Below are 18728 nucleotides of genomic sequence, written 5' to 3'. Positions count from 1 at the left end.
ACTGACTTTCGTGTCAGGCGCGCTCGGCCTTCCAGTCGCGGCGGATTTTCTTTGCGAGGCTCCATTTGTGGACCTCGGTGGGGCCGTCGTAGATGCGGAAGGCACGTATTTCGCGAAAGACCTGTTCGACGATCGTCTTGTCGGTGACGCCGGTGCCGCCCATCACCTGGACGCAGCGGTCGGCGATGCGCATCAGCGCTTCGGATACCGCGACCTTCGCCATCGAGCTTTCGACGGTACCGAGCGATCCAGTATCGAGTACCGACGCGCACCAGTCGATCATCAGTTCGGCCTGTTTCAGGTCGATCATGTTCTCGGCGAGCATGAAGCCGACGCCTTCATGATCGATCAGCGGCTTGCCGAACGCCTCGCGGCGGTTCGCATAGTCGGTCGCGATTTCGTGGGCGCGGATACACGCGCCGAGCCAGCGCATGCAATGCGACAGGCGGGCAGGGGACAGGCGCACCTGCGCGTAGCGGAAGCCTTCGCCCGCCTCGCCGAGCATCTGGTCGGCGGGGATGCGCAGATTGTCGATCGTCAGCGTGGCGTGCCCGCCCGGCATCGAGCTGTCGATCGTGTTCGGCACATCGTCGATGCGGATCGCGGGGTCGGGCAGGTCGACGAGGAACATGCACGCGCCCTGTTCGGACTTTGCCATCACGATGCCGACACGCGCGCCCTGCGCCCCGGTGATGAAGGTCTTGCGGCCATTGACGACCCAATGATTGCCGTCGGGGTGACAGGTCGTCTTCATCATCGACGGGTCGGACCCCGCACCGCCATCTTCGGCGGGTTCGGTCATGAAGAAAGCCGAGCGGACGCGCCCTTCGACCATCGGCTTCAGGAAACGTTCCTTGAGCTCGGGGCTGCCCTCCTTGCCGAGCAGATACATATTGCCCTCGTCGGGCGCCATCGTGTTGCACGCGAGCGGGCCGAGCGGCGACAGGCCGCTCTTGATCAGCACGACCGCGGTCTCGCGCTGGTTCAAATGGTCGCCATCGTCGAGGATATGGGGGGTCAGCACACCCGCGGCGCGGGCGTGTTCGCGCATCTCCATTACCAGCTCGTCGGTCGGCGCGCCATGATGGTCGCGGCGCGGGTCTTTCTCGTAGGGAATGACCGTTTCACGGACGAAGGTTTCGACCTTTGCGGCAATGGCGAGCGCCCGATCCGATATGCCTTCGTGCGCCGTCATGTCGATTCCCTTCGCTATCTAACTATTTTCCCAGTCAACCCGACGTTGACGTAAGCGTCAAGTTATTTCAAGGACCGGAATGAAGATGCCGTAACGGCAGCACCGTCAAGGAGGGATCGAATATGGCTTTCAAGACACGCATCACCGAAATGCTGGGTATCGAGCATCCGATCGTCCAGGGCGGGATGCAGAGCGTCGGCTATGCCGAACTCGCCAGCGCCGTGTCGAACGCCGGCGGTCTCGGCATATTGACTGCGCTGACGCAGCCGACGCCCGTCGCGCTCAGCGCCGAGATCGAGCGTTGCCGTGCGATGACCGACAAGCCGTTCGGCGTGAACATGACCGTCTTCCCGACGATCAATGCCCCCGATTACAAGGCCTATGCGCAGGCGATCATCGACGGCGGGGTCAAGATCGTCGAGACCGCGGGGACGCAGGCGGTGCGCGAAATCTGGGAAATGCTCAAACCCCATGGCGTCACGATCCTTCACAAATGCACCGCGGTCCGCCACGCGCTGTCGGCCGAGCGCGCGGGCTGCGACATCATCTCGATCGACGGCTTCGAATGTGCCGGCCACCCGGGCGAGGACGACATCCCTGGCCTGATCCTGATCCCTGCTGCCGCCGACAAGGTGAAGATCCCGATGCTCGCCTCGGGCGGTTTCGGCGACGGCCGCGGGCTCGTTGCGGCGCTGACGCTGGGTGCCGAGGGCATCAACATGGGCACGCGTTTCTGCGCGACTGTTGAGGCGCCGATCCACCCGAATGTGAAGCAGGCCTATATCGATAACGACGAGCGCGGCAGCTTCCTGATCTTCCGCAGCCTCAAGAACACGGCGCGGGTCGGCAAGAGCGCGGTGAGCGAAGAAGTCGTGCGCCGCCTTGCGGTCCCCGACGCGACCTTCGCCGACGTTGCCGAACTGGTGAACGGCAAGGCGGGCCGCGAATTGCTTGAAACCGGCGACCTGACGAAAGGTGTCTTCTGGGCCGGGATGGTGCAGGGGCTGATCCACGACATCCCGACGTGCAAGGAGCTCATCGACCGGATCATCGCCGACGCCGACGCGATCGTCGACCAGCGGCTCGCGTCGATGCGCGTCTGAGTCATCCGCCGCGCTGGCGCCGCGCGTGCGCTTTCGATATGGTCCGATTCATCGCAATCTGGTCATATCGAATGCCGCTGGCGTTACCGCCCGCCGGCGCGGCAAGGGGGATTTTTGAGCCTCATCGAATATAAGGGTTTCGGCGGCGTCGTGCTGACGGGTGACATGCTGGGCGACGAGAATGACCCTGCAGTCCTTCTCATCCCCGACAAGGGGCAGAGCCGCGCCGCGTGGCGCGATGTCGCCGAGGCGCTCGTGCTGTCGGGACGCCGCGTGGTGAACCTCGACTTGCGCGAAACCGGCGACGAGCACGGGCTCGCTCCGCATATCGAGGATCTGAGGCTTGTGCTCGCGCAGATGGGCTCGCGTCCCGTCGTCGTCGCGGCGGGCCATGGCGGCTGGATTGCGACGCGTGCGCTGGCGCTCGATGGCGCGCATCTCGCCGCAGGCCTCGTTCTCGTCGACATGCCGGTCGACGACGATGCGATCGCGAGCGGGCTCGCCGGACGCCTGGCGCTTCCGACGCTCGTCGTGCGCGGCGGCTTCTCGCCTGCGCAATGCAGCGCGGTCAGCGATGCGTTCAATGCCGCGTTGCCGATCGGTGAAAGTGCCGACATCAACGAATGCGATCTCGAACTCGCCTCCGATCGCGAGGAGGCGCTGCTCGGCCAGCTTCTCGAATTTCTCGAACGGCGCCAGCCGCGCGAGGCGATGGAATTCAAGGCGGGGTCGGACCCGCGCACGCTGCGCGACGCGATGGGCTGCTTTGCGACCGGCATCACGATCGTCACCGCGCTCGACAATGCGGGGACGCCGGTGGGCCTGACCGCGAACAGCTTCACGTCGGTCTCGCTCGACCCGCCGTTGCTGCTCGTGTGCATTGCGAACACGGCCGGAACCGCGCCGGCGCTTCGCGATGCCGCGCATTTCGGCGTCAATGTGCTCCAGATCGGCCAGCAACCGACGTCCAACCGCTTCGCGGCAAAAGGCGAGGATCGCTTTGCCAACCAGCCCTGGGCTCCAGGGCAAACCGGCGTGCCGCTGCTGGGCGGCTCGCTCGTGTCGTTCGAATGTCAGCACGAATCGCTGCACGATGCCGGCGATCATTTCATCCTTGTCGGCCGGGTGGTGCGCGCGCAGTTCGAGCCTCACCGCGACCCGCTGCTCTATTTTCGCGGGAAATATCGACGGTTGCATTTTGCCTAATATTGGCAGCGATCGGCTAATGGTTTCCCAAAGGAAACAAACCTGATCCATGTTATGCTTCTTGTTTTATATATCGCTAAGCGGCGAATTTTGTTAGAAAATTCTATTGTTATCCCCAAGTCCAAATTGTGTTATGATAGAACCATATTGGTGGGGATAAGACTTGAAATTCTATAGTCACGATCTGACCGGATCGGGAGATAACTTCCTGATTTCTGTGACATGCGTGTCCTGATTGTAGAGGACAATCCCCGTCTGGCGGGTCTGATCGAGCACGGCATCGCGCAATGCGGTTTCAGCCCCGATATCGTGGACGGACTGCGCGAGGCCGATGCGGCGCTGTCGGGGGCGAGTTACGACGCCATCATCCTCGACCTCGGGCTTCCCGATGGCGACGGCCTGGCCTGGCTCCGGCAGGAGCGGCTGAAGCTCCCCTTGCCGCCCGTTCTGATCCTGACGGCGCGGGACGGGCTGGGCGACCGTGTTGCGGGGCTCGATGCCGGAGCCGATGACTATCTGGTCAAACCGATCGAGCTCGACGAACTCGCGGCGCGCCTCAGGGCACTCCTGCGCCGGCCGGGGCCGCGTAGCCAACCCGTAATTCGCGCAGGAAAACTCGCGTTCGACGTGGCCGCGCGGACGGCGTCGAGCGGAGATCACGTCATGGAACTGACCCGCCGCGAGGCTGATCTGCTGGAGCTGCTGATCCGCCGTGCCGGTGCCGTGGTGCGCCGCTCCACGATCGAGGAGGCGATCTACCGCTTCGACGAAGCCGTGACGCCCAATGCGGTCGAAGCGATCATATCGCGGCTGAGGCACAAGCTGGGCGATGCCGGCCATCACGATGCGCTCATTACCATCCGCGGAATGGGCTATCTGTTGCGGGATCCCAAGGATTGAGCGCCTCGCTCTCCGTGTCGCAGCGGCTCACGCGGGGGTTCAGCTGGATCGGTCTGTTCGGCGGCCTGGCGCTGATCATATTCGTCAGTTTCGATGTCGAAGTCATGCTCGAGCAACATTCCGCCGAAGCAGGCTGGCGCGGCGAATGGCTCGAGATCGCCGAGCATGTCGTCCTTCCTCTCGTCGTGCTCATGATGCCGATGGTCTTCGCGGGGCGATGGGTGATACGAACCTCGCTTGCGCCGCTCGGTACCGCTGCGGAGCGCATGGATTCGGTCGCTGGTACGGACCGCGGTTTTCGCCTGAACCTCGACGAACTGCCGGTCGAGGCAAAGCCGTTCGCACGCGCGCTCAACGGCCTGCTTCAGCGACTCGACGACGTAGCGGGACAGCGTGAAGCCTTCGCTGCGAATGCCGCCCACGAACTTCGTACCCCTCTGGCAATCCTGATGGGCGAACTCGAGCGGCTGGGATCGGCAGACGCGCAGCGGTTGAAAAAGGACGTTGCCGCGATGAACCGTCTCGTCGGCCAGATCATGCTGATGGCGCAGGTGGAATCGCATGTCGTGGCTCCGATGGCCCGCGATCCCGTCGCGCTCGACGGGATCGGCGCTGCCGTGGTCGCCCGCTTTGCTCCGCTGGCGGCGGTGCAGGGCAGGCGCGTCGAGCTCGAGGTCGCCGACAAGGCGGTGGTCGGAGGCCTCAAGGAAATGCTCGTGGCTGCGGTCGGCAATCTTGTCGAGAACGCGTTACGGGTTACGCCGGTCGACGGGGCGGTCGTCATCATGGTTGGCCCCGGCGCGCGAATTTGCGTCAGGGACGAAGGGCCCGGCCTGTCCGCCGCCGACCTCGGCGCGCTCAGCCAGCGTTTTGTCAGAGCCGATCATGCGAGCAGCGGCGGAGCGGGTCTCGGCCTTGCGATCGTGGCGCGCATCGTCGAAATCCACCATGCAAAACTGATCACGGACCCGGAAAAAAAAGAAATCTGCCTGCTATTTCAAGAGGCCGGCCATTCTGCTGAATAATCGACTTCCGATTAAGGTTAACCGTCAGGTTGGCGTCAGCTTTGCTCTATAGGCTTCTCTGGTCGAGTCGTTACGGCTCGATCCATAACCTTCCAGGACGGGTCGCGGAGCCGGGAAGGATACGACGGAGTATATTTGCCGGCACGTGCCAAGGCGAATTACCCGTGGGGGGGCGTTCCGTGGCAAAAGAAATAGGTGGAATTCTGGTTGCGGATAGTCATCCGCTTTGTCGCGAAGGACTGACCACTCTCTTCGCGCGAAACCTTGGCCTTTCCAGTATATTCGAGGCGTCCGACTTTGCAGGCGTCCTGACGAAAATCGCGACGCGCGGATCGATCGGCCTCGTGACGATCGACCTTGGCCTGCCCGGCTTGCGCAATGGAGAAGGCTTGCGCGATCTCCGCGTCCGGTATCCCGACGTGCGCGTGGTGGTGGTGGCCGCCTCGCGCGACCGCGATCTGGTACTCGATTCGCTCGGCGCGGGTGTTCACGGCTATATCCCGAAAGATGTTCCGGTTCCCGAGATGGCGGAGGCGCTACGGGCCGTGATCGCGGGCCGTATGTATGTCCCGCCCTTTGTTTCGGACCTGTCTGCGCGGAAAGAACCCGTGGTCGACCAGGACGGCGTCGCAAATGACGCTGCCTTGACGAGCCGCCAGTTCGAGGTGCTGAACCTGCTCGCAGCAGGACGTTCGAACAAGGAAATCGCACGCCTTCTGTCCATTGCCGAAGGAACGGTGAAGGTTCACATCGCCGCGGCTTTTCGCATGCTGGGTGTCCACAATCGGGTCAGCGCGGCCGCGGCGATGCAAGCGCGCGCGTTCAACGACGACCCTGTCGACACCTATCTGCCCGGTATCCTCGAAGAACGGCGCACAAAGCCGATCTTGCGGCGCAGCTTTAATGCGCTGCCGCAGATATCCTATCGACGCCAAGGCTGACTTGGCGCCGGGCTGCGGCGCTGCCCGCTTTTATCCCGGTTACTGGCCAAAGCTCACGGATTTTCCGGACGTTTTGCTCTGCGGTCGTCCGCTTTCGCGGCGGCTTGCCCGCGCTCCGCGCATAGCCGTCTATATCGAATGGCCTATACAGGATTCAATATGGATATAGGCCGCGTAAGTATAGAGATAGCAGAATGTAATAGTCCGCCAGTCCAACTCGACGCCTTCTTCCAATAAGCCATACATTCCAGCCACAAGACCTGCAGATCGACCGCTTGGGGCGAGTCGACGACCGGCCGACAGGAGGCCGCTCTGCGCAGGTCCACTGTAGGGAGGCATTTATGGTCACGTATATCCGTAGCGATCTCGACTTCATCCTCGACCAGATCAAGATTTCCGAGGCGCACACCCGCTGGATTCTGGATCCCACCGATCCCCTGGGCCGGCCCTTGTTCGGGCCTGATCCCGACGGAGCCGGGCCGCTGCAGGGCGGATCGATCCCTTCCTACAATATTGCGTGGGGCCTCCGCACCGTCGACGGGACCTTTAACCACCTGCTTCCGGGCACCGAACAGCAGGGGGCAGCGGACAATCCCTTTCCGAGGCTGCTGGATCCGGTTTACCGGCCCGCCGAGGGCACTCCGCTCGACATGAACGGCCCCGCTCCCGGCGGGGTGGTGCCGACCGCGCCCAACTATAATCCGTCGAACAATCCGAACAATATCGTTCTGGATTCCAGCCTCCGGACCATTTCGAACCTCCTGGTCGACCAGACGCTGAGCAACCCTGCGGCGATCATTGTCGCGCTCCAGCGCAACGGGATCGAAGGCGACCTGATCGCGCTCGCCCAGCAGATCAAGGCCGAATATGAGCCGATCAAATCCTTCTTCAAGGACGTCGATGACGCCACCGATGCTTATGCCGAGGCACAGGCAGCGGCCGACGCCGCGAATCCGCCCGATCCGGTGCTGGATGCCGCCGCTGTCGCCGCTCTCGCCGATCTCACGGCGGCCGAGAACGCGCTTGCGGGTGTCCGCGGACCGCTCGACGCGCTGCTCGTACCCAACGGGATCGAACTGAGCGGCGCCAATGTCGAGCTGCCGAATATCGCGCCCGACGAAGGCCTGTCGGCGCCCTTCAACTCGTGGTTCACCCTGTTCGGGCAATTCTTCGATCACGGCCTCGATCTGGTCGCCAAGGGGGGCAGCGGAACGGTCTTCATCCCGCTTCAGCCCGATGACCCGCTGTACGATCCGGCCAGCCCGACCAATTTCATGGTGCTGACGCGCGCCACCGTCGGAGCCGGCGAGGACGGCGTGATGGGGACCGCGGATGACGTCCAGCCGATCAACAATACGACGTCGTTCGTCGATCAGAACCAGACCTACAGCTCGCATTCCTCGCATCAGGTGTTCCTGCGCGGATATGAGCTGAATGCAAACGGCGATCCGGTTGCGACCGGCAAGCTGATCGAGGGCGGCAACGGCGGGATGGCCACATGGGCCGATCTCAAGGCGCAGGCGGCCGACCTGCTCGGTATCCAGCTGCTCGACGTCGATGTCGGCAATATCCCACTGCTGGCTACCGACGAATATGGCAATTTCCTCCGCGGGCCCAACGGCTATCCGCAGATCGTCATGCAGGGCCTCAACCCCGGCGACCCGCCGTTCCTTGTGGAAGGCGATCCCGCGGCCAATGGCGGGCTCGGCGTCCTTGTCGCCGGCGCTGTCAGGACCGGCCATGCCTTCCTCGCCGATATCGCGCACAACGCCGTGCCCGATGGCCTTGAGGATGGCGACACCGAAATCGGCGGGAATATTCCTGCCGACGGCGAGTATGACGACGAACTGCTCGATGCGCACTTCATGGCCGGCGACGGCCGTGCGAACGAGAATATCGGCCTGACTGCCGTGCACCATGTCTTCCATTCCGAACACAACCGGCTGGTCGAGCACACCAAGGAGGTGGTGCTGGCGACCGGCGATCCGGCGTTCATCGCGGAGTGGCAGATGCCTGATGGCTCGTGGAACGGCGAACGCCTGTTCCAGGCCGCAAAATTCGGTACCGAGATGCAGTATCAGCATCTGGTGTTCGAGGAATTCGCGCGCAAGATCCAGCCCGCCGTCAACACCTTCCTCGTTCCCGACGGGTTCGACATCACGCTCGATCCCTCGATCGTGGCCGAGTTCGCGCACGTCGTTTACCGCTTCGGGCACTCGATGCTGACCGAGTCGATCGATCGCTTCGACCCGACCTTCAACGAAGATCACATCTCGCTGATCCAGGGCTTCCTCAACCCGCTCCAGTTCGAAAACAACGGGGGCAATGCGGTTGTCGATGCCGACATCGCGGCGGGTGCGATCATCCGCGGCATGACCCGGCAGGCGGGCAACCAGATCGACGAGTTCGTGACCAGCGCGCTCCGCAACAACCTGCTCGGCTTGCCGCTCGACCTTGCGACGATCAACCTGGCGCGCGGCCGCGACACCGGCGTGCCGTCGCTCAACGCCGCCCGTGCGAATTTCTACGAGGCGACGAACGAGGACGAGTTGCTCAAGCCTTATGAGAGCTGGGTCGACTTCGCGGCGAACCTCAAGAATGAAGCGTCGATCATCAATTTCGTCGCCGCTTATGGCGCGCACAGCCTGATCACGTCGCAGACGACGATTGAAGGCAAGCGCGATGCCGCGCTGACGATCATCACCGGCGTCAGTACGGGTGGCCTCGAAGTGCCGGCCGACCGGCTGGACTTCCTCAGCGCGACGGGCGCCTGGGCCGGCGGCTCGCTCGGCGGTCTCAACAATGTCGACCTCTGGATCGGCGGGCTGGCCGAAAAGACGATGCCGTTCGGCGGTATGCTCGGGTCGACCTTCAACTTCGTCTTCGAAGTCCAGATGGAGAATCTGCAGAGCGGCGACCGCTTCTATTATCTGCAGCGGCTCGATGGCCTGCATCTGTTCGGCGAGATGGAAGCGAATAGCTTTGCCGCGATGATCATGCGGAACACCGACGCGACGCATCTGCCGTCGGATGTCTTCTCGACCCCGGGACTGATCCTGGAAGTCGATCCGACCCGGCAATTCAACGATCTTGACGGCAATGGTACGCTGGAAGGCGGCGACCCGGGCGGCGGCGGCATCCTGACGCCGCTGGTCAGCCGCAACAATCCGGGCACGCCCGGCGCGGACACCAACTATCTGCGCTACACCGGCGGTGATCATGTCGTGATGGGCGGTACGGACAACGCCGACATCATTATCGCCGGTATCGGTGACGATACGATCCATGGTGACGGTGGCAATGACCGGCTGGAAGGCGGTTACGGCAACGATATCATCAACGGCGGAGCCGGCGATGACATCATCAAGGACACCGGCGGCGACGACAATATCAAGGGCGGTGACGGCAATGACGTTGTCCATTCGGGCCCGGGTCTCGACCTGGTTCTCGGGGGCCGCGGCAACGACTTCATCTTCCTTGGTACCGACGAAGGCTCGGAAGTGTTCGCGGGTGAAGGCGACGACTTCATCTACGGCAACAAGAACGCCGAACGCATCCTCGGCAACGAGGGCAGCGACTGGATCGAAACGGGCACGTTCGACGGCGCGCCGGGCGACAACTTCGACGAAGTCTTCTCTCGCGACGGCATCGACGGCCACGACGTCTTCCTCGGTGACGGCGGTTTCGACGAGTTCATCGGCGAGGGCGGGCATGACATCATGGTCGGCAGCGCCGGGCGCGGCAAGATGGTCGGCATGTCCGGGTTCGACTGGGCCACATACAAGGACAACACGGCCGGCGTGAATGCCGACTTGTCGATCCCGATCGTCTTTGACGAAGCGCCGACGATTCCCGGCAACGCGGCTCTCGACGAATATGAGAGCATGGAGGGGCTGTCCGGCACCGCGTTCAACGATATCCTGCGGGGTACCAACGACGACGCGGTGGCGATGGGGCCGACAACGCAAGGCGGAACGGGCGGTTATCGCGGCAGCGCGCTCGATGCGGCCGGCATCGCGCTCATCAACGGCCTGCAAGCCGTCGTCGGGGCTGGCGTCACGTCCTTCACAGGCGGCGACATCATCCTGGGCGGCGACGGCAGCGACCTGATCGCCGGCCAGGGTGGCGACGACATCATCGACGGCGACAAATATCTGAACGTGCGCATCGGGGTGTTCCAGAACAACGATGGCACCGGGGCGCAGATCGGCACCGCCAACAGCATGACCGAACTTGCGGCCGCGATGTTCAACGGCACGCTGAATCCCGGCCAGCTTCGGATCGTTCGCGAGATTCTGACCGCGAACGGCGCGGGCGACGTCGACGTTGCCTCATTCTCCGAGGATCTCGCCAACTACGACATCACCTATAATGATGATGGCACGATCACGGTGGCCCATGCCCGCGGCACGCAGGCCGATGGCACGGACACGCTGCGCAATATCGAGGTGATGCGCTTCACGGATCAGGATGTCTCTGCCAACCAGCTCCCGACGGGGCAGCCGGTGATCAGCGATCTGACACCGACCGAAGGGCAGCAGCTGACCCTGAACACCGCGTCGATCGCCGACGGGAACGGGCTGGGGGCGTTCAGCTATCGCTGGCAACAGTCGACCGACGGAGTGACCTGGGTCAACATTGCGGGCGCGACCGGATCGACCTTCACGCCCGACAATAACCCGGGAATGCTGTTCGGTGACCAGGCCGGACTGCGGCTGCGCGCGGCGGTGAGCTTCACCGACGGCGGCGGTACGCTCGAGACGGTCTTCTCGGCAGCCACGGGACCGACCGGCGTCAACTGGAACGGCAACGCGGCCGACAATACGCTGAACGGGACGGAAGGGGACGACATCGCCGATGGCGGTAACGGCGCCGACACGCTCAACGGCAATGGCGGCGACGACAATCTCTATGGAGCCAATGGTGCCGACACGATCAACGGCGGTGATGGCAATGACCTGCTGAATGGCAGCCTTGGCGGCGATACGCTGCTGGGCGGCGCAGGAAACGACACGCTGTTGGGCGGAGCCGCCAATGACATGATGACGGGCGGTGCCGGCAACGACAGCATCAATGGCGAAGATGGGAATGTCGATACCGCAGGGTTCAATACGATCGCAAATTATACGATCGAATCCAACGGGACCACCGTCACGGTGACCGACAACACCGGTGCGACGGGGACGGACACGCTCGTCAACGTCGAGGCGATGCGCTTTAACGGCGTTCATTATACGATCGTGAACGGGACTGGCGGCAATAACGCCAATCTCAACGGTGTCGGCGGGACGGCTGCGTCACAGGCCGTCTTCGGCCTCGGCGGGATCGATACGATCGACGGCGGCGCGGGCAACGACTTCATCCACGCCGGCGCGGGCAACGATACCGTCACGCAAACCGGCGGGACGGGCGGGCGCGACATCGTCAATGGCGGCGATGGAACCGACACCTTCGTGCTCAATGGCGTTGCCGGGGCCGAAACCTTCCGCATCTACACGCGGGCAGCTGCGGAAGCTGCGGGGATCAGCGGTCTCAACACCAACACCGAAATCGTGGTGACCCGCAACGGAACCGGAAACGCGCAGGTCATCGCCGAACTCGACAATATCGAGGAAATCAACGTCAACGCCCTGAACGTCTCCTCGCCCGGTGGCGTGGCTCCCGGCGGATCAGGCAACAACGGCGGCGACACAATCCTCGTGATCGGCGATTTCAACACCACGAGCCTCAACTACAACACCATCACGGTGAATGGAGGCACGGGCAGCGATACGGTCGATATCTCGGGACTGACGTCCGCTCACCGCCTGGTATTCAATTCGGGTGGCGGAGCCGATCAGGTGGTTGGCACTCTCCGGCCCCAGGACGTTGTTGATCTGGGCCACGGACGCTCCGGGCCCGACGGCCCCGCGCATGTGACGAGATGGTTCGCGGACGATGGCTTCGACGACCATGGACGAATCGGTCGGTATTTCGGGCACGAAATCTCGGACTATCTGTTCAGCTAAAGAGCTTGGCGCCGGGACCCCCCGGCCCAGCTCGGCGCCGGGATGCCCCCGCCCCGGCGCCACCTCTTCGATCATCCAAAGGGGAATATCGCATGCGCTTGTTCTGGATGCCAGTGCCGCCGGCATTGACAGAAGCCGTCCGCGCTTGCCGGACTCACTTCACCCTCGCAGCGATTTATAGCGCGCTGATCAACATCCTCTATCTCGCTCCGACGATCTATATGATGCAGGTCTATGACCGGGTCGTACCGACGAATGGCGTGTTGACGCTGGTCTTCATCACAATCGTCGTGGGGGTGGCTATCGCGACGCTGTCGGCCCTCGATGCGATGCGCGTGCGATTGATGACGCGCGCGTCGCTGCGCCTCAACCGGCTTCTGTCGGGCGAGATACTGGACCGGCTGCTGGCGCGATCGCGAGCGCAGCCGGGCGATCCATCGACACAGCAGGCGATGCGCGAATTCGATGCCCTGCGTCAGGCGCTGGCCGGACCGGCCACGACGGCATTGTTCGACGTACCCTGGACGCCGCTCTATCTGTTCGTCGCCTTCGTCATTCATCCGGTTCTCGGTTTGCTGGTACTCGGCGCGGGTTGCATCCTGGTAATGCTTGCGATCACCAACGAAAGGCGCAGCAAGGCCAAAGCCGAACAGGCGCATCAGGCGAACGCGGCCGCATATGAATCGCACGAGGCCGTGCTGCGCAAGGCGGAGATCGTGCGCGCACTCGGCATGCGGCGTGCGCTCGTGGCGCGCCATATCGAGCAGCGGAGCGTCGGCATGGATGCGACCGCGGATCTTCAATTCTCGGGCAGCCGATATAATTCGCTCGTCAAGTTCGTGCGGATGTTCATGCAGTCCTTTGCGCTGGGCATCGGCGCATGGCTCGCGATCAACGGCCAGATTTCGGTCGGCGCGATCATCGCAGCCTCGGTCTTGCTCAGCCGTGCGCTGCAGCCCGTCGAACAGCTGGTGGGCCTTTGGCCGAACATCGTCCAGTCGCGGCAGGCGCTGCAGACGCTGGACCGGGTTTTCAAACAAGCCGATGGCCACCCCGTAACGCGGACGATGCTTCCCGATCCGAAAGGCCTGGTCGAGCTCGACCATATCGTCGTTCGCAATGCCGATGGCAGCGCGATCCTGCTAAAAAATGCGTCGTTGAAGCTGACACCGGGCGAAGTATTGGGTGTCATCGGACCGTCGGGAGCGGGCAAGACTACGCTTGCCCGCGTCGTCGCCGGCGCCCTGTCACCCGATTCCGGCGAAGTTCGTATCGACGCGGCGAACATCGCGGATTGGGATCCCGAGCAGCTGGCGCAGCATATCGGTTATCTGCCGCAAGATTGCGGGCTGCTGCCAGGAACGATCAGCGAAAATATCTCGCGCTTCGCCTGCGCGCGCGGCGTTCCGCAGCCGATAGTCGATGTCGAGGTCGTCGAGGCCGCGCGAATGGCTGGTGTACATGAGATGATCCTGCACCTGCCCAACGGGTACGACACCTGTATCGAAGGCAATGGGCACAAGCTTTCGGCGGGGCAGGCGCAACGGGTCGCACTCGCCCGGGCACTTTATGGGAAGCCGTGCATCCTCGTGCTCGATGAACCGAACTCGGCGCTCGATAGCGATGGCGAAGACGCACTGGGCCGGGCAATCGCGGCCGCGAAGCTGCATGGCGCGGCGATCATGATCATTGCCCACCGCGCGGCGGTGTTCGCCGGCGCCGACAAGCTCGCCATCCTTGCCGACGGCGCCATCGCGGGAATGGGGCCGCGCGACGAAATTCTCGCGGCGCTGAAGCAAGCCTCGGCAAAGCAGAATGTTGTCCCCATCAACGAAGGAGGACGGTCATGAACGACATGATGTGGAAACCGCCGGTGATGGCCGACTCGAACGACAAGGATTTTGCCGATCGGCCGCACCGCGAAATGCGCATCGGTATCGCGATCATCGGCCTGTTTTTCCTTGGTTTTCTGGGGTGGGCCGCCGCGACGCCGCTCGATGCCGGCGCCTATGCACAAGGTATTGTCGCCGTCTCGGGCAATCGTCAGGCCGTCCAGCACCGCGAAGGAGGCATAGTCACCGCGCTTCAGGTCGTCGAGGGGCAGAGCGTCACCAAGGGGCAAGCGCTGCTGAAGATTTCCGCATCCGAACTCGTCGCGACCGAACGCGGCCTGACCGGCGAGGTCATCGCGCTTCTGGCGCAGCGCGCGCGGCTCGTCGCCGAACAGCACGGGCTTCGGGCGGTGGCCGAACCCGCGGAGTTCGCATCGCTGGAGCCCGAAGACCGCGCGCTTGCGGCCGAAGCACTGCGCGGGCAGCGCCTGCTGTTCGATGCGCGACGCAATTCGCTCCAGACACAGCGCGGCGTCCTCGGTCAGAAGATGCGCCAGCATTCGGAGCAGATCAACGGCTATGCCTACCAGATGCGATCCAACAAGGAGCAGCAACGATTGATCGGCGAGGAACTGGACGGGATGCGTACGCTGCTCCCCAAGGGCTTCGTCTCGATCAATCGTGTGCGCGCGATGGAGCGCGATGCCGCCGCACTCGACGGCACTTACGGCGCCTATCGCGCCGACATCGCGCGATCCTCGGAGGCGATCGGCGAAGCGCGGATGCAAATCGTCTCGCTTGAGAAGCAGATGATGGAGGAGGTCGCGGCGAAGATGCGCGAGGGGCAGGTCCGCCTCGACGAACTGCAACCGAAACTGGTTTCGGTCCGCGAGCAGCTGGCCCGTTCGACGGTACGGGCGCCGGCGAACGGCCGGGTCGTCGGTCTCAAGATATTCACCGTCGGCGGGGTCGTCGGCGCTGGCGAAACCTTGATGGAAATCGTCCCCCAGGACCGGGCTCTCGTTATCGAGGGCAAGGCGTCGCCGACCGATGCTGACGATCTGAGCCCAGGGATGGAGACGCAGGTCCGCTTTACCGCATTGCAGGAGCGCAACCTGCCGATACTGAAGGGCCGGATATCCAAGATCTCGGCCGACAGTTTCGAGGACGAGCGGACCGGACTGCGCTTTTTCAAGATCGAGCTGCTCGTGCCGCCGAGCGAAATCGCCAAGCTGCGGCAGGTTCGCGAGGATGGGGGGCTGCGCGCCGGTCTGCCGGTCGATGTCATGATCCCGCTCCGGAAACGCACCGCGCTTTCCTATCTGATCGAGCCGCTCACCCAGACGCTGTGGATGGCGGGGCGCGAGAACTGAACTCCGATCCCGCTTGACCGGAATCCCGAAAAAATCTCTCGGATGATGGCGGAGCGGGAGGGATTCGAACCCTCGATACGCTTTTGACGTATACTCACTTTCCAGGCGAGCGCCTTCGACCACTCGGCCACCGCTCCGCATGCTCTGGAAGGGGCGCCCTAATCGCTTGGCGGGGCTTTCGCAAGCCGATTGGGCGTGGCAGACATCGGGCATGAAACATCTGCTCTCGTTCGCCGCCGCCGCGTCGCTCGCCGTTCCCGCACTGGCGCAGGATGCCGCGCCGATTCCGTCGCCCGGCGAGATCGCGGCGGCCGCCCCGGCAAGCGACTGGGTTGCGATTGCGCCGTCCGACCTGCTGGTGATGGATCTCGCACCCGACGCCCGAGGCAAACCGCGGCGCGTGATTATCCAGTTGATGCCCGCGCCGTTCAGCGAGGGGTGGATCGGCAACATCCGCAAGCTCGCCGCGGCGCATTGGTGGGACGGGACGAGTGTCAATCGGGTGCAGGACAATTATGTGGCGCAATGGGGTGACGCGAACAGTGAAGATGCTTCGCATGCGCGGCCCTTGCCGCAAGGGCTGACCACAGTGGCCGAAGCAGGCTATCTGACGCCTGTCTTGACGAAGGTCGTGAATCAGCCGGATGGTGCTGGCTATCACAGCTACTCGGTACCGCGGTTCAAGATGCCGCTACGCCACGACGCTTATGGCCAGTCAACATTTTCCGCCGGCTGGCCGGTCGGTTACACGCGCGCCGCGGACGGAAGCGAAGCGTTGTTTCCGCTTCATTGTTACGCGATGGTTGGCGTCGGTCGCAACATGTCGCCCGATACGGGAAGCGGTGCCGAGCTCTACGCCGTCATCGGGCACGCGCCGCGCCACCTCGACCGCAATATTGCAGTGGTCGGACGCGTGATCAGCGGCATCGAATATTTGTCGAGCCTGCCGCGCGGGACCGAAGCGCTGGGATTCTACAAAACGGAAGCCGAGCGCACGCCGATCATGTCGATCCGTATCGCCGACGAACTGGCTGCTGCCGATCAGCCAAAGTTCGAATATCTGTCGACCGATAGCGACAGCTTCGCGCGCTACGCCGATGCGCGCGCCAATCGCCGCGATCCCTTTTTCATCACGCCGGCGGGCGGCGCCGACATCTGCAATATCCCGGTGCCCGTGCGCCAGGTTGCCGCAAAATAGCCCCGTTGGAGGATTTTACCGTCACGACGCCGCTCTGGCGCTGGCAGTCGGCGACCGCGCCTGCTGCGTGGTTTTTCGTCACCATCGCGGGCGATGCCGCGGACGGAATCCGCCTCGCCGCGATCGGCGGCCAATGGCTCGACGGGCGCAAGGGGTTCGGATCGGCGAAGGTGCGCGCGACGATCGGGAATACGTGCTGGAGCACATCGGTCTTTCCGCACAAGGAAAGCGGCGGCTGGTTGTTGCCCGTGAAGGCGGCGGTCCGAAAGGCGGAAGGGCTGGCCGAGGGCGACGAAGTGACGGTAACCGTCAGTCTTTAGACGAGGCTTCGGCCTTGCCTTCACGCGTCTGTGCCTTGCGCTTGCGCAGATTCTCGCGCAGCGCCTCGGCCAGGCGGCGCTCGCGTTCCAGATCGGCGGGGGAGGGGGACTTGCTCACGCGAAGGGTCATGCCCGCGAAATCGCCATATCGTCAAGCCTCGCACCTTGACAGGCGAGGGGCGCCCCGCCATAGGCCGCGCCTGCCCAGCAAACATGCGTTTGCGGGCGACCCGGTTGCTGCTGTAGCTCAGTGGTAGAGCGCGTCATTGGTAATGACGAGGTCGACAGTTCAATCCTGTCCAGCAGCACCATTTCCCCTGATCTGAATTGCCTTCCAGACGGATCATTCCCGTTCAGATCTTCGCGGCGAGCAGCCAGTCGTGGAAATATTTGACCGACGGCTGGCGCAGCGCGCGCGGACGGCAGACAAACCAGTAGCTGTACGGGCTGTCGACGTCGAAGTCGAACAGGCGGACGAGCCGCGGATCGTGCGCGTCGTCGAAGTGATGGCCGTGCATGAAGGCCACACCGATGCCTTGCGCCGCGGCCTCGAGCATCAAAGGTCCCGAATCGAAATAGTCGATCCCCGCGGGCTCCAGATAGGGCATGCCGATCGCCTTCTTCCACTCGGCGAAGGTCTCCGGCATCTCGCGATGAAGCAGGATCGTCATCCGCTGCAACTGCTCGGGCACGGTGATCGCCCGGTCGCCATCGACCAGCGTGCGCGAAGCGATCGGGAAGACCTTGTCCTGGTCGAGCCGCGCGGCATAGAGCGCCGGGTCGATCGAGCGCGCCAGCGCGATCGCTGCGTCGATCCCGTCGCCCAGCCGCGCCTCGGCGTGCGACATGGTGTCGATGTCGATGTGAAGTTCGGGATGTTTGCGCCGCAGCTCGGGAAGCCGCGGGAAGAGGCGCTGCTGCGCAAACAGCGGCAGGACGTTGAGGTGCAGGCGAAGCGATGCATCCGGGCTGCCAACCTGGCCGATAACCGTCCTCAGCTCGTCGAGAATCGGGGACAATTGTTCCTGCAACGCCCGTCCGGCCTCGGTGAGGCTGAGTCCGTGATGATGCCGGTTAAACAGCGGGCGCCCGACCGAATGTTCGAGGGTCTGGATTCGCCGCGAGAGCGCAGGCATCGACAGGCCGAGTTCGATCGCCGCCGCCTTGACCGTGCCGTGGCGGGCAACCTCGAGAAAGGCTTCCATGCTGCTGAGGGGAGGAAGGCGTGGCATATCGGTCTTTGATGATGACATGACCATGCCGGACTTGCCAGAATTTTGTGCAGTGCGTCATAAGATGGCGCGATACCAGGGGTCGCAAATCGGGAACGACCATCCTATCTTTCGCATTCTGACCTCTTTGCGGGAGATGCGCATTGGCCGACGCAGCGGTAAAAGAAAAACAGGTGAAACTGCAGGTTGCGAATTCGCGCGCCGAGGAAAGCGGCGGCGGCATCGCCCGTATCCCGCGCTCCGCGATGGCCGAACTCGGTGTCACCGAGGGCGACATTATCCAGATCAGCGGCAAGCGCCAGACCGCTTCGCGCGTCGTGGCGCCCTATGCCGAAGACGAGGGGCTGGAAGTCATCCGGCTCGATGGTTTGCAGCGGGCGAATGCCGGTGCCGGT

13 protein-coding genes, 2 tRNA genes and 1 pseudogene are annotated in these 18728 nt (G+C 63.5%); 12 read left to right on the top strand and 4 right to left on the bottom strand.

Translation table 11 applies throughout. The features are described 5' to 3' along the window. Positions 1-13: 13 nt before the first annotated feature. Positions 14-1195, bottom strand: coding sequence for an acyl-CoA dehydrogenase family protein (locus VGD20_RS03605; RefSeq protein ID WP_331133138.1), 1182 nt, complete (start codon positions 1193-1195; stop codon positions 14-16). 122 nt (positions 1196-1317) lie between these two features. On the opposite strand from VGD20_RS03605, the gene VGD20_RS03600 reads away from it, so the two are divergent. From VGD20_RS03600 to VGD20_RS03565, 8 genes are all read left to right on the top strand, one after another. Then, a complete protein-coding gene (locus tag VGD20_RS03600) occupies positions 1318-2298 on the top strand; it encodes a nitronate monooxygenase family protein (protein WP_331133137.1) in 981 nt (326 codons plus the stop codon). Between the two features lie 114 nt (positions 2299-2412). Further along, a complete protein-coding gene (locus VGD20_RS03595; RefSeq protein WP_331133136.1) occupies positions 2413-3504 on the top strand; it encodes a flavin reductase in 1092 nt (363 codons plus the stop codon). 222 nt (positions 3505-3726) lie between these two features. After that, a complete protein-coding gene (locus tag VGD20_RS03590) occupies positions 3727-4404 on the top strand; it encodes a response regulator transcription factor (RefSeq protein ID WP_331133135.1) in 678 nt (225 codons plus the stop codon). Between the two features lie 14 nt (positions 4405-4418). Then, on the top strand, positions 4419-5429 hold the full coding sequence (locus tag VGD20_RS03585) for a HAMP domain-containing sensor histidine kinase (protein ID WP_331133134.1): 1011 nt from the start codon (positions 4419-4421) through the stop codon (positions 5427-5429). Positions 5430-5608: 179 nt separating this feature from the next. Continuing rightward, positions 5609-6370, top strand: a complete 762-nt coding sequence (locus VGD20_RS03580) for a response regulator transcription factor (RefSeq protein ID WP_331133133.1) — start codon at positions 5609-5611, stop codon at positions 6368-6370. 341 nt (positions 6371-6711) lie between these two features. Further along, complete coding sequence (locus VGD20_RS03575) at positions 6712-12378, top strand: peroxidase family protein (RefSeq protein WP_331133132.1); 5667 nt, start codon at positions 6712-6714, stop codon at positions 12376-12378. A 92-nt stretch (positions 12379-12470) separates the two neighbouring features. After that, positions 12471-14228: a type I secretion system permease/ATPase gene (locus tag VGD20_RS03570; RefSeq protein WP_331133131.1), complete on the top strand. Its 1758-nt coding sequence runs from the start codon at positions 12471-12473 to the stop codon at positions 14226-14228. Beyond that, on the top strand, positions 14225-15583 hold the full coding sequence (locus tag VGD20_RS03565) for an HlyD family type I secretion periplasmic adaptor subunit (protein ID WP_331133130.1): 1359 nt from the start codon (positions 14225-14227) through the stop codon (positions 15581-15583). Before VGD20_RS03570 ends, VGD20_RS03565 begins: the two co-directional genes overlap by 4 nt. A 46-nt stretch (positions 15584-15629) precedes the next feature. On the opposite strand, the gene VGD20_RS03560 is transcribed toward VGD20_RS03565, so the two are convergent. Continuing rightward, positions 15630-15720, bottom strand: a tRNA-Ser gene (locus VGD20_RS03560). 74 nt (positions 15721-15794) lie between these two features. On the opposite strand from VGD20_RS03560, the gene VGD20_RS03555 reads away from it, so the two are divergent. Both VGD20_RS03555 and VGD20_RS03550 read left to right on the top strand, forming a co-directional pair. Continuing rightward, entirely contained in the window at positions 15795-16781 is a 987-nt protein-coding gene (locus VGD20_RS03555) for a peptidylprolyl isomerase (protein WP_331133129.1), read from the top strand. Between the two features lie 5 nt (positions 16782-16786). Beyond that, positions 16787-17101 (top strand): DUF1905 domain-containing protein, encoded by a 315-nt coding sequence (locus tag VGD20_RS03550; RefSeq protein WP_331133128.1) that lies wholly within the window; start codon positions 16787-16789, stop codon positions 17099-17101. Here VGD20_RS03550 and VGD20_RS03545 read toward each other — a convergent pair. Further along, on the bottom strand, positions 17091-17231 hold the full coding sequence (locus tag VGD20_RS03545) for a hypothetical protein (RefSeq protein WP_331133127.1): 141 nt from the start codon (positions 17229-17231) through the stop codon (positions 17091-17093). The genes VGD20_RS03550 and VGD20_RS03545 overlap by 11 nt on opposite strands. Before the next feature lie 106 nt (positions 17232-17337). Between VGD20_RS03545 and VGD20_RS03540 the strand changes: the two genes are divergently transcribed. Further along, positions 17338-17412, top strand: a tRNA-Thr gene (locus tag VGD20_RS03540). A gap of 42 nt (positions 17413-17454) precedes the next feature. Here VGD20_RS03540 and VGD20_RS03535 read toward each other — a convergent pair. Beyond that, positions 17455-18333, bottom strand: coding sequence for a LysR substrate-binding domain-containing protein (locus VGD20_RS03535; protein WP_331133126.1), 879 nt, complete (start codon positions 18331-18333; stop codon positions 17455-17457). Positions 18334-18476: 143 nt separating this feature from the next. Here VGD20_RS03535 and VGD20_RS03530 point away from each other — a divergent pair. After that, positions 18477-18728: pseudogene (locus VGD20_RS03530) on the top strand (AAA family ATPase); the annotation flags it as partial.

It is taken from the genome of Sphingopyxis sp. (assembly GCF_036402335.1).
Taxonomy (GTDB): domain Bacteria; phylum Pseudomonadota; class Alphaproteobacteria; order Sphingomonadales; family Sphingomonadaceae; genus Sphingopyxis.
Note: the sequence above shows the minus strand (reverse complement) of the source record. Positions and strands in the feature narration are given on the sequence as shown.

Excerpts from the sequence above, each read along its gene's own strand:
- VGD20_RS03605 (WP_331133138.1), bottom strand. The coding sequence starts at position 1,195 with ATGACGGCGCACGAAGGCATATCGGATCGGGCGCTCGCCATTGCCGCA.
- VGD20_RS03600 (WP_331133137.1), top strand. The coding sequence starts at position 1,318 with ATGGCTTTCAAGACACGCATCACCGAAATGCTGGGTATCGAGCATCCG.
- VGD20_RS03590 (WP_331133135.1), top strand. The coding sequence starts at position 3,727 with ATGCGTGTCCTGATTGTAGAGGACAATCCCCGTCTGGCGGGTCTGATC.
- VGD20_RS03575 (WP_331133132.1), top strand. The coding sequence starts at position 6,712 with ATGGTCACGTATATCCGTAGCGATCTCGACTTCATCCTCGACCAGATC.
- VGD20_RS03570 (WP_331133131.1), top strand. The coding sequence starts at position 12,471 with ATGCGCTTGTTCTGGATGCCAGTGCCGCCGGCATTGACAGAAGCCGTC.
- VGD20_RS03565 (WP_331133130.1), top strand. The coding sequence starts at position 14,225 with ATGAACGACATGATGTGGAAACCGCCGGTGATGGCCGACTCGAACGAC.
- VGD20_RS03555 (WP_331133129.1), top strand. The coding sequence starts at position 15,795 with ATGAAACATCTGCTCTCGTTCGCCGCCGCCGCGTCGCTCGCCGTTCCC.
- VGD20_RS03545 (WP_331133127.1), bottom strand. The coding sequence starts at position 17,231 with ATGACCCTTCGCGTGAGCAAGTCCCCCTCCCCCGCCGATCTGGAACGC.
- VGD20_RS03535 (WP_331133126.1), bottom strand. The coding sequence starts at position 18,333 with ATGCCACGCCTTCCTCCCCTCAGCAGCATGGAAGCCTTTCTCGAGGTT.